Here is a 16267-nt window from a genome sequence, read left to right as displayed (position 1 = left end):
ATAGGAGACAGGTAGCATGAATATAATGATGATAACTAATGCAAATATTTTAGATAAATCGTGTTTAGGTATCTTTAAAAAGATGTTTGCCCAGGCTCGAGCACTTATACAACATAATAGTATAGTAAATTTTGTTTACATGAAAGATCATTCTATAGTTATACATAATATAAACTACAAAAATGAAAGTATTATTAAACCAAGAAGTAGAAAAGATATATATACTAAAATTATTGAAAATGTGGATATTAAAGAAGTTGAAGCATTATATATAAGATATCCTTTATCCAACTACAGATTCATAGATTTTTTAAGAAATATTAAGAAGAAATCTAAAAAAATCAAGGTAGTTGTTGAGTTTCCTACATTTCCTTATGATGCAGAATTAAAAAATGATGAACTAGGGTTGTATATAGATAGAATTTATAGGAGATTGTTATTCCTATATGTTGATGTTTGTGTTTGTTACGATGAATATAAATCTATTTTGGGAATACCAGCTATTAGCATAACTAATGGAATTGAAGTAGAAAAAGTCAGGATTGCAGAATATAAAAAATATGATGAAAATAGTTTACATTTAATAGCAGTGGGAAGCATATCCAAATGGCATGGATATGATAGATTATTAGAAGGATTAAATAGGTATTACAAGAAAAGTAATGATAAATTTAAAGTTTATTTTCATATTGTTGGCTCGGGTAGTGAGTTAAGTAAACTTCAGCAAATAGTCAAACAGTATGGTTTAGATGAGTATGTTATTTTCTGGGGGTCAAAGGAAAAAAGAGAATTAGATGATATTTATGAAAAATGCCATATTGGAATAGGTAGTCTTGGCATGCACAGGATAGGATTAAAATATGGTGCACCCTTGAAAGTAAGAGAATATTGTGCTAGGGGCATTCCTTTTGTTATAGGATATAAAGACCGTGATTTTTCAGATAAATTTGAATATGTATTAAACATAGAAAATAATGAAGATCCTATTAGTGTTGAGGAAATAATAACATTTTACAAAAAAGTATATCAAAATCCTGATTATAAGCAAAAAATGCGGGATTATGCGGTAAAGAACCTCACTTGGGAAATTAAGATGAAGCCTATTATCGATCAGATATGTAATAAAGTATAAATACTTATATATTGTAATATAAAATTAAATTTTTGTACTGTCCATTTCAGTATATAGAGAGGAAATCCTCATATGAACTATTTAACTGAAGTCTCTGTTCTTATGCCTGTATTTAATGGTGAAAAATATTTAAAAGAATCAATAGAAAGCATTTTAAATCAAACTTATAATAATTTTGAATTTATAATAATCAACGATGGTTCAACAGATAATTCTCTACACATAATAAATGAATATGCTAAAAAAGATAATAGAATAGTAGTAATTTCTAGAAAAAACAAAGGACTAGTATATTCATTAAATGAGGGCTTAGCAATTGCTAAAGGGGAATATGTTGCAAGAATGGATTGTGACGATGTTTCTATGCCTGAAAGATTTGGAAAACAAGTTCAATATATGGAACAAAACAGAGAAGTATCTATAATAGGAACATTTATACAAACATTTGGTATTCTAGATGAGCAAATAAAGACAAAATATGAGAGATGGTTTAATTTTAAATTCGACACTAAAAATATTGAAGAAATTTTTTTAAAGAGATGTGTTATATGCCATCCGTCAGTTATGATGAGGAAGAAAGTTTTACAGGATTTGAATGGATATAGTTATAAGTATAAATGTGCTGAAGATTATGATCTTTGGTTAAGGGCTATTAAAAAAGGCTATAAATTAGCACAGTTAGAAGAAAAGCTTATTAAATATAGGGTACACACTGAATCGAAATCATACAAAGATAATCAAGATTATAGTGCTATTAAAGACGTCATAAATATAAAATTAGATTATGTACAAAATATGATAGGAAATAAAAATATGAATTACATAATATGGGGAGCAGGTAACGGAGGAGCGATTGCTGAAAATATTTTAAAATACAGGATCCCTAACTCTAAACTTGTTGGCTATATAGATAAATACAAAAAAGGTATTTTAAATAATATAAGTATTTACAAGCCCGATGAAATCAAAAAAATAAATTTCGATTATGTGTTTATAGCGACTGTACCAGGAAGGGAAGAGGCAGAAGAATATCTAAACAAATTAGGGTTAATTAGTATTAAAAATTATATTCATCTTATATAGTTTTAGAAATATAATAGCATAAAATTGTTATTTATCGGATAATTTCTTAATCGAATTAAAGAAAAATGACTTTCTTATGAATTAAGTTGAAAGGATGTAGCTATCTTTGAATGTGTTGGTTATTCATTCAGCTTCAAGTCAAGTGATTAAGAAGGTAGTATCACAAATTGCAAATAAAGATAATGTATATGTATTGACCTTTCCCAAAAATAGAGGTACATTTTCTAGTATTGCCAAAGAACTTTATTTTGAAAAAGACGATATAAGAATTAGTGCTTATAAAGTAGTTGGGCAGGTTCGAAAAATAATAAAGGAGAAAAAAATAGATTATTTAATAGGTGCATACAGTAATAATTACGGAACCAATTATGAAAATTTAAGGGTATTATTTTCAAAGATAAAAGTTTACCAAAAAGAGATATATAATCGGCGGCTTGAAAAAGTAACTTATAAGTGTACCTTTAAAGAAAAGCTTATAGAATTTTATTATACTTATGAAATAAAAATCTTACCAGTATTGAATGCTTTTCTTAAATTATATCGAAAGTGTACTAAAACTCAACCTGAACAAATTAAGAAGATTATGTTTATCAATAACACCTATGGGATGGGTGGAGTAGAGACTTTATTGTATGAATGGGGAAATTGTTTATCCAAAGCCTATACAGTTATTTGTGTATGTGATACTAATGGTGAAATATATAATATGTACAGAGAGAGTAATATAGTAACATATTTGCATAGGGAAAAAGTTTATAATGAAGCTTGCAGCTTTAATTTTTATTATTATATCAAAAAAGTAATGAAGAAAGAAAAGCCAGATGCTGTTATAATAGCAGGTGCAGATACAATTTTGCCTGCTACCTTAGCTTCAATCTTCGCTAAAGTGCCGAAAATCATAAAAATAAATAATGGTGTGTTTTACGAAGTGATGAATAATAAGCCTGTAGGCATGCAGTTGAGATTATTCTCAGATTTTTACCATTCCATTATTGCGGTAAGTAATTCGGTCAGGAATAATATACATGAATTAGGAATAAAAGAACATTTAATAAGAGTAATCTATGGATCCTCTATAGATGTCAACAATATAAAAAGAAAAAATTATGAGGTAATAGATGAAATGAATACAGATAAAAAGAACGTAGTGTGTATAAGCAGATTATCTGCTGAAAAAGGTGTGGATGTTTTTATAAAAGCAATCAGCTGTATAGATAAAGATACTTTAGACCAATTAAGATTTTTTATAATAGGAGATGGCCCTGAAAAAAATACATTGATAGAATTAAGTCAAAAGCTTAGTGTGGGCAAGTATGTAAGTTTTATGGGATTTAGGAACGATATAGATAATATATTAAATAGCAGTTATATTACTGTGTTATCTTCACATACAGAAGGTTTGCCGCTGTGTATACTTGAATCGATGGCAATGTCAAAAGTATGCATATGTTCAAATGTAGGTGGGATTCCTGAGATAATTGAGCATGATAAAAATGGTTTCTTATTTGAAGATGGTAATTACAAAGAACTAGCCCATTACATAACTATATGTGTCAATAACGAAAATATGCTTCAAAAGATGCAGGAAACTGCGTATGATACTATTAAAAATAAATTTGACATAAATGTAATCATTAAAGATATAAATAATTTAATACATTAGCTTTATAAACAACTAAAAAGTAAGGTGATATTTTTGAAGGTTAATATACTTATGCCGGTATATAATGGTGAAAATCTATTGAATTGCACTATAAATAATATCTTAAATCAAACTTATAAAGATTTCACGTTTATTATTGTAAATGACCATTCTGATGACAATACTTTAAATATATTGAACAGTCACAGGGACAGAACTGAAAAGATAAAAATTGTTAATTCCACTAACAAAAAAGGAATTGTTGCTGCACTAAATGAAGGAATTAATCATTTGGATAATGATTGTGAATATGTGGCACGAATGGACTGTGGTGATATATGTACATTAAATAGAATCGAGAAACAGGTAAAATTTCTGGATTCAAATATGAATTATGTTGCTGTGGGTTCACAGTTTGAAATGTTTTGTGAAGAAGGTAACCTTGGCGAAGGGATATTAAGATTTCAGGACTATTCCAATTGTATTTGCAACTATGAAGATATTAAAGAGAATTATACCGTTATGGCAATGTTTGCCCATCCTACATTAATGTTTAGGAAAGCTATTTTTAACATCATTGGAGTCTATGATGAAAAGTATTACCCTGCAGAAGATTATGAGATTGTTAGTAGGCTGCTAACTCGAAACTTTAAAGTGCATAAAATACCGGAAATATTAGTAAAATGTAGATTTACGCCAAATGAAGGAATAAGTCAAGTCAAAAGAACAGAACAAGTCAAAGTCTCTTTAAGAATCAAATTAGAATTTATAAAAAATAACTTTTTAAATGTTCAAAATAGAAAGAATGTTATTATTTGGGGGATAAAAGAATTTGCAGGATATTTAGAAGAAGAATTGAGGGATCCAAAATACCAAGCTATAGTAAAATGCTTCACTGACTTTGATGAAACCTCATGGGGGAAAAATAAGAATGGATTGCCTATTATTTCTCCTGAGGAAGTTATGAGAAATATAACAAGTGATGATATAATTATTACTATGTGGAATATAGAGAGAGAACGGATAATAAGCTTTTTAAATGAGAATGGACTAAAAAGAAACAAAAACTATTTCGTTTTTTCATAACGAATTTATTATAGAGTTGGTAAACTGCAGTTAGGAACTATGGGTTAATTATATTTATGTATTTGGAGGTCTACCATTGAATATATTACATTTAACAACCTTTTTACAGGGGGGGGCCGGCAGGATTATCTATGAACTGGCACTTGCCCAACATAATATGGGGTATCATGTAACGGTCATTACAGGCAAAACTTCAGAGCCCGGATATTGTAATTACGATGAATACATAGAAGGTCTAAAAGATAATGGTGTATGCATATATCAAATAGATTCTATGTTCAAACGGGAACTTCATCTTAATCTTGAAGTCGCCGGAGCAGCAAGAGATATAATTTATAAAAATAATATTGATATAATTCATGCTCATGCAGCAATTCCTGGGTTTGTCGGGGTAATTGCAAGGTCCGGCAAAAGGAAATATATTCCTGTACTCCAGACAATGCACGGTTGGGGAACTAATAAATCTCTTTTACATGAAAAAATGGATATAATCATTATGAACGGATTGGATCAGATTGTGGCTGTCTCCAAAAGTGATAAAAATCTTTTAGAAGAAAAAGGAGTAGATAGGGAAAAAATTAAAGTTATTTATAATGGTGTAACTGAAAGTAATGTAGATGTTGGCGGCAGTGATGAAACATTATTAGAGATAAAAAGTTTTAAAGAAAAAGGGTTTAAGGTTATTGGATGTATCGGTACGGTTTGTGAACGAAAAAACCAATCTCTTTTATTAGATGTGTTTAATCAAATTGTTAAGACGCATAAGGCAGTGTGTGTTTTTATTGGTGAAGGCGATTTAATTCCTGTTTTAGAAGAACGTGCAGCACAATATGGAGTAGAACAATTTGTAAAGTTCTATGGTTATAAACAAAATGCAAGCAAATATTTAAGAGAATTTGATTGCCTTGTCTTGCCTTCCAATAGTGAAGGGTTACCACTTACCGTATTAGAAGCTTTTAGAGAAAAAGTGCCTGTTATTGCAAGTAATATTCCTATATTTAAAGAGATTATTGATGATAGACATACTGGATATTTGTTTAAAGCTAATGATGCTACTTCGCTAATGTCAATTTTAGGACAAGTTCTATCTACTTTAAAAAAAGATACTAACTTTTTAGTAGAGGTTGCCTATGGGTTTTATGAAAAATGTTTTTCGACAAAAGCAATGATAGAAAATTATAATAATTTGTATTTGGATTTAGTTTCCAGATAAATAACCTTTCGTTAAGAATAGAGGATTTTATATGCGATTATTGGTTACTGCTATAGGGAAAAGGGTTCAGCTTATAAAACATTTAAGAAAGCACTTTGAAGTGATTGGAATAGATTGTTCTGAACTTGTACCTGCAAGATTTTTTGTAAGTAGTTTTTATCAGACTGTAAGATTTAGTGAGGACTCATACATTGATAAATTACTTGACATTTGTCAAAAAGAAAAAGTTAATATTATACTTCCATTATATGAGCAAGAATTTATTTTATTAGATGCTTATCGCAAGCAGTTAAAAGCTATAGGAACTTTTTTAATGTTATCTAATAAAACCGTATTGGCTACATGCAACGACAAATGGGCAACATATAAATTCTTTTTAGATAATGATATCAACACTCCCAAAAGTTATATATCCTTGGAAGAAGGATATAATTTTCCCCTGTTTATAAAGCCCAGAACAGGAATGGGAAGCCAGCAAGCTTTTAAGGCAAACAATACGGAGGAATTGTATTTTTATTTTAACAGGATAAAAAACCCTATTGTTCAGGAATTTGTAGAAGGGAAAGAGTACACAATAGACTGCATTTGCGGCATGGACGGCAGGCCGGTTTCAGTTGTTCCAAGAGAACGGTTGGAAGTCAGGGCTGGAGAAGTATCAAAATCCAGGACATGCAAGGATGCTGCAATCATTGATGCAGCAGTAGATGTATGTGAGAAACTGGGGGCGATAGGCCCTATTACAATACAGTGTATCAAGACAGCACAGGGAGATATTAAGTTTATAGAGATTAATCCCAGAGTAGGTGGAGGGGTTCCTTTAACCTTTGAGGCAGGAGTGGATTATGGAACGATTTTAAAGAAGATGGCAATGGGGGAAAAGGTAGAACCTTTGATTGGTCAGTTCAAAGAAATTACCATGCTCAGATATGATGAGGCGGTATTTATATGAAAGGAATTGTATTTGACCTGGATGATACTTTATATAATGAATTTTGTAAATATTTTTTTAAATGAAGATTATGAGGCTGATTTTATAGTTCGAAACCTGTATGAGGTAGAAAAATTTTTAAAATAAGCTAAAGTAATTTTGTAGTACGAGATATATTTTAAAGGAACTTATGATAGGAGAGAGAATATATGAGAAAGATAAAAGTTGGTAATAGATTCATAGGAGACACTTATCCCTGTTTTATCATTGCCGAAGCAGGCAGCAATCATGACCGGGATCTGGGACAGGCTAAGAAGCTCATCGATGTGGCTGTAGAAGCGGGGGCGGATGCTGTGAAGTTTCAGACCTTTACGGCAGACAAGATAGCGGCGAATATTTCTCATCCTATTATGCAATTGGGACAGGAATATGAAGGAGTACCTACCCTTTTTGAGTTGTATAAAGGGTTGGAACTTCCGAGAGAATGGCAGACCGAACTGAAAAGGTATGCAGATGAAAAAGGAATCATGTTTTTATCCACACCTTTTGATTATGATGCAGTAGAAGAATTGGACGCATTAGGTATGGAATGTTACAAAATTGCTTCTTTTGAGATGGTGGATATTCCTTTTTTAAAATATATTGCCAAAAAACAAAAGCCAATTATCTTATCAACAGGAATGGCTGCAATGGGGGAAATTGAAGAGGCATTACAGGCTATTTATGGACAGGGGAATGAACAAGTCGTATTGCTTCATTGCGGTATCAGCTATCCTATGCCTGTGGAAGAAGTCAATCTTGCAGCGATGGATACTATGAAACAAGCATTTCAGGTCCCTATAGGGTATTCAGATCATACTTTAGGCATGACCGTTCCCATTGCTGCAGTTGCCAGGGGGGCTAAAGTGATTGAAAAACATTTTACACTGGACCGCAAACTGAAAGGACCGGACCATAAATTTGCCATAGAACCGCATGAGTTAAAGGCTATGGTAAAAGCCATCAGGGATACGGAAAAAGCTATCGGTTCCCCTGTCAAAGCATTAGCACAAGTAGAAGAAATACATCATCGACGAGGAAGAAGAAGCATCTTTGCAAAGACAGACATTCCAAAAGGTACTATCATTACAGAAGATATGCTTGCTGTTTTACGGCCAGGAATAGGGCTTATGCCCAAATATTTTGATATCGTGGTAGGAAGAGTAGCACAAAATGATATTAAAAAAAATGAGCCAATTACATGGGATAAGATATGAATGATTTTTATATAAATGGATAGCAAGTGGAATATGAACATAGATTTGAAGAGTTACTAAAAACGATTGGGAAGTAGTTCAATACATAAGCGTAAGGGGGCTGCTAGCATGAAAAAAGAGGTAGTATGTATTATACAGGCTAGAATAGGATCAGAGCGTTTACCAGGAAAGGTTATTAAGGAACTTTGCGGAATCCCGATGATTGAACACATTGTTAAAAGGTTAAAAAAGGCTAGAACCATTGATAAAATTATAGTCGCAACATCTGCAAATACTGAAAATGATATTTTAGCTCAAAAAATTCAAAATACAGATGCTGTTTTGTTCCGCGGAAATGAGGAAGATGTCCTAAGAAGATATGTAGACGCAGTAAAAGCTATTGGAGGAGATTACATCATTCGTGTAACAGGTGATTGTCCGTTGGTTTCAGCGGAAGTAATTGATGAACTGGCAGAAAAATTTGTAAGTAGTAACGTAGATTACATGAGAGTAGATGTTCCTGACACTTTTGCAAGGGGGTTTGATGCAGAGATTTTCACTAAAGAAGCTTTAATGAAAGCTAACCAACTTGCTCATAAAGAGATGTATAGGGAGCATGTGACTTTGTATATGTATAGACATCCTGAGATATTTTCAGTTTCAAAGTTGGTGGCCAAGGAAGAATGGAGAAGACCACATTATCGCTTATGTGTAGATACTCCTGAAGATTTTGAGGTAGTTTCTAATATTTATAATGGTCTTTATGAAGAAGGAAGCTACTTTACCGTTGATGAAATTATTCGATATCTTGATGCCCATCCGGAGGTAGCGTCTATTAATCAGGATATTGTACAAAAGCATGTATAGCAGTCAGCGGGTGAAGCCTATGAATATCGCTTTTAGAGTAGATGGCGGCATTGAAATCGGGATGGGGCATGTCATGCGTTGTATATCCCTGGCGAAAGAGTTTAGAAATGCAGGATGTGCAATATATTTTTTTAGCAGGATACAGGAAGGTATTAACAAGATATCGGATGAGAGCTTTAACGTTATTCGGTTAGCTCATGAAACGTCTTCAAATGACATAGGAATATCGGACTTTTATTGGGAAACATCCGCACTAATCTGTCTTATCGCCAAGTATGATATAGAGTTATTAATTGTCGATACTTATTTGGTAGACGAGATGTATTTTCAAGCTTTAAGGCCTCATCTTAAGAGAATAGCATACATCGATGATTTAAACAGATTTGTATATCCTGTGGATATTCTTATCAATGGAAATCTTACCGGGGAATATGAAAAATATATAAAATATTCCGACAATGAATTAATGCTTTTAGGACTGAAATATAACCTTATACGGGATGAATTCAGGAATCTTCCTAAAAGAATTATAAATCATGAAGTAAAAGAAATTATGATTACCACGGGTGGAACAGATCCATATCATCTGAGTCTCAAAATAGCACAGTGGATTCTAAGGGATGAATATTTTAAAAATATTAAATTAAATGTGGTCATTGGCGGAGGATTTAAAAATATTGAGCAATTGGAAGAATTGAGTAAGCATTATTCCAATTTAGTTTTATATCAGAATGTAAAATACATGTCAGAGATTATGCTCTGTTCTGATATAGCCATATCCGCAGGAGGAAGTACACTTTATGAGCTATGTGCCTGCGGTACACCTGCTCTTGCATTGATCATGGCAGACAACCAGGAGCAGTTAGTCCAAAAATTTGATGAACTCGGTTATATGCAATCTTTAGGCTGGTATCATCAACTGAAAGAGAAACCTTTTATAAATCAATTAAAGTCCTTATGCAATGATTATAATAGAAGATGTTATTTAGCCAATCAAAATCAAAAGGTGGTAGACGGCTACGGCACGCAGCGGGTTGCAAGAGAAATTCTGGCACGAGCTATAGTAGATTGATGCATCTTAAGTTTAATTTGGTAAGGAGAAAAAGTATGAGAAGTTTTATTCCTTATGGACAACAGTGGATTGATGAGGATGATGTTCAGGCGGTGATTAAAACATTAAAGAGTGATTATCTCACTACTGGCCCTAAGATAAAGCAATTTGAAGAAAAGCTTAAAGAGGTGGCAGGAGCTGAGTATGCAGTAGCCATAGCCAATGGTACTGCAGCACTTCATGCGGCTTGTTTTGCAGCGGGCATTCAAGAAGGGGATGAGGTAATTACTTCACCTATAACATTTGCAGCTTCAGCCAATTGTGTCCTATATATGGGAGCAAAACCTGTTTTTGCAGATATTGATCCCGCTACATATAATATTCATCCTGATGAAATTAGAAAAAAGATTACCAAGAAGACAAAGGCAATTATTCCAGTGCATTTTACCGGGCAACCCTGTGACATGGACGAGATTATAAAGATTGCAAAAGAATATGATTTAATGGTAATTGAAGATGGCGCCCATGCACTAGGTGCCGAATATAAAGGAAAAAAAATCGGCAGCATCGGAGATATGACTACTTTTAGCTTCCACCCTGTTAAGCACATCACGACGGGTGAAGGTGGAGCTATTACAACAAATAGTAAAGAATTATATGAGAAATTACTAATATTTAGAACCCATGGAATTACGCGAGATGTTGAAAAAATGACGAAGGATGAAGGGCCATGGTATTATGAACAGCATTTTTTAGGATATAATTACAGGATTACAGATTTCCAGGCTGCTTTAGGTATAAGTCAGTTGAAAAAGCTGGAATTATTTTTGGAAAAGAGAAGGAAGTATGTAAAACAATATAACGATGCTTTTAAAGATATAGAAGGAATCGTTATCCCTTATCAACTTCCACAGACTATTTCTGCCTGGCATTTATATATTATACAGCTGGAATTACAAAAGTTAGCAGTAGGAAGAAAAGAGATTTTTCAAGAGTTACGGAGTAGAAATATAGGGGTAAATGTGCATTACATTCCAGTATATTACCATCCCTATTACCAAAAACTCGGCTATCAAAAGGGTCTATGTCCTCATGCCGAAAAGCTTTACGATAGGATGATAACCCTTCCTTTGTTTCCTAAGATGCAAAGCGAAGATGTAGAATATGTTATACAGAGTGTAAAAGAAATCGTCGGTAAATATAGAATAGGGTAATACCTGTTTTTTTAGAATAAAATAGTTTGTAATTCGCAATTGCAGGTCGCCTGTGAATTTAAGAAATTTAGTGATAGAAAGGAAGATAAGCTTGAATATATTAGTAACCGGTGGTGCAGGATTTATCGGACGATGGGTTGTTAAAAAACTTTTAGATGATGGACATAAGGTCTGGATATTAGATGACCTATCCAACGGCAGGATTGAAAATATTTCGGAATTCATGAATCATAAAAATTTTATGGAGTTTGTAAAAGGTGATATTAAAGATATCAATGTACTGGACAAGTTATTTACAAACCGGTTTGATATTTGTTACCACCTGGGAGCCAGTATTAATGTACAGGATAGTATTGATGACCCCAGGACTACATTTGAAAACGATGCGGTAGGGACATTTAACGTACTGGAACAGTGCAGAAAATATGATGCAAAGATAGTGTTTATGAGTACATGTATGGTATATGACAGGGCCACCGACGAAAATGGGATTACAGAAAGACATCCCATAAAGCCGGTTTCTCCTTATGCCGGAAGCAAGATTGCAGGAGAAAATATGGTGCTTTCTTACTGGTATGCATACAAATTACCTGCAGTAGTTGTAAGACCCTTTAATACATATGGACCATTCCAGAAAACAGGTGGTGAAGGTGGTGTGGTGGCTATCTTTATCAAAAGATATTTATCGGGAGAAGTATTAAATATTTATGGTGACGGGACCCAGACAAGAGATCTCTTATATGTAGAAGACTGTGCACGGTTTGTAGTGGAAGCAGGTTACTCGGATAAAGCAAATGGAGAAATTCTCAATGCAGGTTTGGGAAGAGACATATCTATCAATGAGCTTGCAATGCTTATTGCAAAGGATAGAGAGAAAATAACACATGTTCCTCATATACATCCTCAAAGTGAGATTATGAAACTTCTTTGTAACTATGAGAAGGCTAAAAAACTTTTGAACTGGGAACCGCAGGTAAGTTTGGAAGAAGGGATTTATAAGACAGAACGATGGATAAAAGAAAATTATAAGCTTATTTAGATATGTATTAAACCGGGGACAGTTCTTGAATTTTGCTAAAAATCCGGCAAAATTCTTGAAGTAAGGAATGTAATAAAAAATATCAATGGCTAAATGAAGTTTTAGCACAAATACCTAAGAAAGCATTAAAAGATGCTTGTAATGCAATAAAGGATTTTTTTAAGGGATAAAAAGACAGAATACCACAAAGGTAATATTCTAATCCAAGAGTAATAATGGTAGGCTTGCGTTAGCAAGCCAATTTTGTATATAATAAATACAAATCTATATGGAACGCACTAGATATTTCACATGACTTGTCAGGGCTTTTATGTAAAATTTATATAATTCTTGATGATGACAAGAATAAGTTGTAAAAACTCTTTCTGAAAACCGAGTAGAATAGGGGGCTGATGGCTAAACACCCATCTAGTAAAACGCAATGGGTCGTTAATATTGGTAAAGGAGCAGAAAAAAGAATGAACCAAAAAGATATCCGATGGAGACAGAGATTTGAAAATTTTAAAAAGGCATATAGTCAGTTCCATTCAGCAATTTTGGATTTTGAAAACTTAAGTGTTCTTGAAAAGGAAGGACTTATCCAGAGATTTGAGTATACCTTTGAATTAGCATGGAAAACATTAAAGGATTATCTGGAATCCCAAGAGGTTTCAGCAAACTTCCCTAGAGAAGTTATCAAAGCAGCTTTTCACTATGGATTAATTGAAGATGGAGATGTTTGGATGGATATGTTAGAAAAACGAAATCTCATGGCTCATACATATGATGAAGAGCGTTTTAAATTAGCAGTTACAAAAATTAAAAATAGTTATTACAAAGCTATAACTCAGGTATACAAGGATTTGGGAGAGAAAATATGAGATTTGGTATATCACAAAAGAGTTTTGAATTAATCATTCATGCCTTGTCTAGATGGCCAGAGATTGAAAAGGCTGCGATTTTTGGGAGTCGAGCTATGGGAAATTATAAAAGGGGTTCAGATATAGACTTGGTTATATATGGTACAAACATAACAATAGATACAGTAAATGCTTTAAGTATTATGCTTAATGAAGAATTGCCCTTGCCTTATTATTTTGACGTAGTCCATTATGAATCTTTAAAACATGATTCATTAAAGGCTCACATCGACACTTATGGTAGAACATTTTACGAAAATATTCACACCGACTTAAAATGACGGGATAAAAACGGAATTGTTGATAGTATTAATGATTCCGGGTAAGCCTCTGGAGTAACTGCATATATTTATGCAGTACTAATGAAATATGAGCTTTATTATGATTGCTTTACAAGCTATCACACCAACGGCAAGAACCCGTCTGAGATGATTTTTTTGATTTTGCAGTATCTTGAGGAGGAGCTTTCAAGATATGTTGAGATTAGCAAGAACGCAAGTAACATTTCTAACGGTAGAGATGTTGACGATAAGGACGAACAGGAATTATGAGTACTCCATATTCAAACATCACTCCAGTGAAAAAATCCTGTAAAGACTAGAAGTCACGGGCAGAACTCATGGGAACATAGGGGTTAATATGTACTAAACTTTTTATGACAATTTCCGATAAATAAATCAAGAGGAAAAATTTTAAAATTTCCAGACAATCAATGGAAAAATACGACCGCAAGGAGGGGTATCAAATGGCAAGCAGCATATCCAGTGTGTATAATACAACGCTCAGGCTTACGGGACTTTCATCAGGAATAGATACTGAAAGCATCATTAAACAACTAATGCAGATTGAACAGATGAAGGTGGACAAGGTTAAGCAGGAGAAGCAGCTTCTTGAATGGAAAAAAGAGGATTACCGGTCTATTACAAATCTTTTAAGAAGTTTTAAAGATGAATACTTTGACATATTAAAGCCTGAGACGAATATGAGATCCCAGTCTGCTTATGCAAAATATGATGAGACTTCTTCAGATCCTGATGTGGCTACAGCCATAGGAGGCGCCGGAGTTATCAGTACAAGTCACACGCTTACCGTTAGTGAAATTGCAGAGGCGGCAAAAGCTGAGAGCAGTGCGGCGGTCAGTGGAGGGGCCAACGGTACAATCAGCCTGAATGACACATTGGAAACGGTAAGTGCAAAATTGACTGCCGGTTCGATTACTTTTGGCGGTGCTAATAATGATGAACTGACACTTACCATTAATGGAGTAACCATTACCGCCAAAAAAAATGAGACGCTGAATACACTCATTAACCGGGTCAATTCCAGCAATGCAGGCGTTAAAATGAGTTATAGCCCATTTTTGGATAAATTTACCATTAATGCAAAGGAAACGGGGCTTTCAGGGAATAACATCACTGTCACAGATAACGGGAGCGGATTTGTTTCGGCGACCCGGCTTAACCTCGTAGATAATAAGCTTACCGGAGGAAAGGATGCCAGTTTTACTCTGGACGGCAAAACGTCCACCAGCAAGAGCAATACTTTTACAATCGACGGCGTTACTTATACGTTAAAAGGTAAAACCGGGGCAAGTACTACCATTACATTGGAACAGGATACCGATGGAATCTATAATCTTATCAAGGGCTTTGTGGATAAATATAATGAAATTATAAGTACCATTAACAATGAGTATAACGAGAAAAGAAACAGGGATTATCCGCCGCTTACCGATGCGCAAAAAGAAGAAATGACTGAAAATGACATAAAACTGTGGGAAGAAAAAGCAAAAGCCGGGATGCTTTATCGTGACAGCATATTGGGGAATATCACAAATGACATGCGAAGAGCCATGTATGATAGCATATATACCACTTCCGGCGATTCAAACACAAAACTGTCCTATAATTTGGCCTCGATTGGTATTACCACTGGGTCATACCAGGATATGGGCAAACTTATCATTGATGAAAATAAATTGAAAGAGGCTATTAAAAATTCGCCGGAACAGGTGATCCAACTTTTTACACAAGAGTCGGATGTTGCTTATTCTCCGGATTTGACAGCTGTACAAAGAAAAGAGAGGTATGAGGAAAACGGGATTATATACAGATTGTATGATATCATTGAAAATAATATAAGAACAACAAGGGACAGCAGTGGCAAAAAAGGGATACTGCTTGAAAAAGCCGGAATTGCCGGTGATTTGACAGATACAAACAATCTTATGAACACCGCTATTGCAGAAAAAGATTCATTAATAGACACATTGCTTGTGAAATTGCAGGAAAAAGAAGAGAGGTACTATCAAAAATTTGCGGCAATGGAAGAAGCGTTAAGCAGGATGAACAGCCAATCGGCATGGATTAGCCAGCAGATGGGCTGATGACTAATATAACAATAAATGATGGCATGGGTGGTTGTGTATCTTGGAATCAAAAAATAACCAATATCTTAATTTGTTAATACAAAAAATGAACCTATTAGAACAAATGGCTGACAATACAAACGATCAGGCTGCTGCAATTGCCAACAGCGATCAATCTCTTTTGGCTTCCCTGCTGGAAGGCAGACAAATCCTGATGGATCAAATTGACGTGATTGATAATGTCATGACCGAATACCAGTCCGGCATCAGGCATGATACTGAAGAATACATGGAAATATGCGGGATAAAAGAAAGAATTCAATCAAAATTAAAAGAAATATATGTAATAGATCAGGAAAATATTGATAAGTTAAAGAAACAGAAAAGGGAAGCCGAGCAATCTATTCATCAAATGAATATCGGGAAAAAAGCACTGACAGAAGGTTATTTCAAATCTGGTATACAAGCTTATGGGTATTTTTTTGATAAGAAAATTGGAAAATGAGGTGT

At 33.8% G+C, this 16267-nt stretch carries 16 protein-coding genes; all 16 read left to right on the top strand.

Translation table 11 applies throughout. The features are described 5' to 3' along the window. The first annotated feature begins 16 nt into the window (after positions 1-16). The 16 genes from CIB29_RS09025 (at position 17) to CIB29_RS08950 (ending at position 16262) form a co-directional block, all read left to right on the top strand. On the top strand, positions 17-1132 hold the full coding sequence (locus tag CIB29_RS09025) for a glycosyltransferase (RefSeq protein WP_094548895.1): 1116 nt from the start codon (positions 17-19) through the stop codon (positions 1130-1132). Positions 1133-1204: 72 nt separating this feature from the next. Continuing rightward, positions 1205-2215, top strand: a complete 1011-nt coding sequence (locus tag CIB29_RS09020; protein ID WP_094548893.1) for a glycosyltransferase — start codon at positions 1205-1207, stop codon at positions 2213-2215. A gap of 112 nt (positions 2216-2327) precedes the next feature. Next, a complete protein-coding gene (locus CIB29_RS09015) occupies positions 2328-3878 on the top strand; it encodes a glycosyltransferase (RefSeq protein ID WP_157910255.1) in 1551 nt (516 codons plus the stop codon). Between the two features lie 51 nt (positions 3879-3929). After that, positions 3930-4943, top strand: coding sequence for a glycosyltransferase (locus tag CIB29_RS09010; RefSeq protein ID WP_198543813.1), 1014 nt, complete (start codon positions 3930-3932; stop codon positions 4941-4943). A gap of 76 nt (positions 4944-5019) precedes the next feature. Further along, positions 5020-6156: a glycosyltransferase family 4 protein gene (locus CIB29_RS09005; protein WP_094548887.1), complete on the top strand. Its 1137-nt coding sequence runs from the start codon at positions 5020-5022 to the stop codon at positions 6154-6156. 31 nt (positions 6157-6187) lie between these two features. Next, positions 6188-7105: an ATP-grasp domain-containing protein gene (locus CIB29_RS09000; RefSeq protein ID WP_094548885.1), complete on the top strand. Its 918-nt coding sequence runs from the start codon at positions 6188-6190 to the stop codon at positions 7103-7105. 188 nt (positions 7106-7293) lie between these two features. Then, on the top strand, positions 7294-8340 hold the full coding sequence (gene neuB, locus CIB29_RS08995; RefSeq protein WP_094548883.1) for an N-acetylneuraminate synthase: 1047 nt from the start codon (positions 7294-7296) through the stop codon (positions 8338-8340). Positions 8341-8448: 108 nt separating this feature from the next. After that, positions 8449-9186, top strand: a complete 738-nt coding sequence (locus CIB29_RS08990) for a cytidylyltransferase domain-containing protein (protein ID WP_094548881.1) — start codon at positions 8449-8451, stop codon at positions 9184-9186. 19 nt (positions 9187-9205) lie between these two features. Next, positions 9206-10258 (top strand): UDP-2,4-diacetamido-2,4,6-trideoxy-beta-L-altropyranose hydrolase, encoded by a 1053-nt coding sequence (gene pseG, locus CIB29_RS08985; RefSeq protein ID WP_094549195.1) that lies wholly within the window; start codon positions 9206-9208, stop codon positions 10256-10258. Between the two features lie 35 nt (positions 10259-10293). Then, a complete protein-coding gene (gene pseC / locus CIB29_RS08980) occupies positions 10294-11451 on the top strand; it encodes a UDP-4-amino-4,6-dideoxy-N-acetyl-beta-L-altrosamine transaminase (protein ID WP_198543812.1) in 1158 nt (385 codons plus the stop codon). 91 nt (positions 11452-11542) lie between these two features. Beyond that, on the top strand, positions 11543-12490 hold the full coding sequence (locus CIB29_RS08975) for a dTDP-glucose 4,6-dehydratase (RefSeq protein ID WP_094548877.1): 948 nt from the start codon (positions 11543-11545) through the stop codon (positions 12488-12490). Positions 12491-12948: 458 nt separating this feature from the next. After that, entirely contained in the window at positions 12949-13350 is a 402-nt protein-coding gene (locus tag CIB29_RS08970; protein WP_094549193.1) for a nucleotidyltransferase substrate binding protein, read from the top strand. Further along, complete coding sequence (locus tag CIB29_RS08965) at positions 13347-13670, top strand: nucleotidyltransferase domain-containing protein (protein ID WP_094548875.1); 324 nt, start codon at positions 13347-13349, stop codon at positions 13668-13670. Before CIB29_RS08970 ends, CIB29_RS08965 begins: the two co-directional genes overlap by 4 nt. A gap of 81 nt (positions 13671-13751) precedes the next feature. Then, positions 13752-13940: a hypothetical protein gene (locus CIB29_RS08960; RefSeq protein WP_094548873.1), complete on the top strand. Its 189-nt coding sequence runs from the start codon at positions 13752-13754 to the stop codon at positions 13938-13940. A 194-nt stretch (positions 13941-14134) separates the two neighbouring features. After that, positions 14135-15775 (top strand): flagellar filament capping protein FliD, encoded by a 1641-nt coding sequence (gene fliD / locus CIB29_RS08955; protein WP_094548871.1) that lies wholly within the window; start codon positions 14135-14137, stop codon positions 15773-15775. 43 nt (positions 15776-15818) lie between these two features. Then, a complete protein-coding gene (locus CIB29_RS08950; protein ID WP_094548869.1) occupies positions 15819-16262 on the top strand; it encodes a hypothetical protein in 444 nt (147 codons plus the stop codon). The last annotated feature ends 5 nt before the right edge of the window (positions 16263-16267 follow it).

The sequence above is a fragment of the Petroclostridium xylanilyticum genome (assembly GCF_002252565.1).
Classification (GTDB): domain Bacteria; phylum Bacillota; class Clostridia; order SK-Y3; family SK-Y3; genus Petroclostridium; species Petroclostridium xylanilyticum.
The sequence above is the reverse complement of the archived record's forward strand: the minus strand, read 5'-3'. Positions and strand labels throughout refer to the sequence as shown.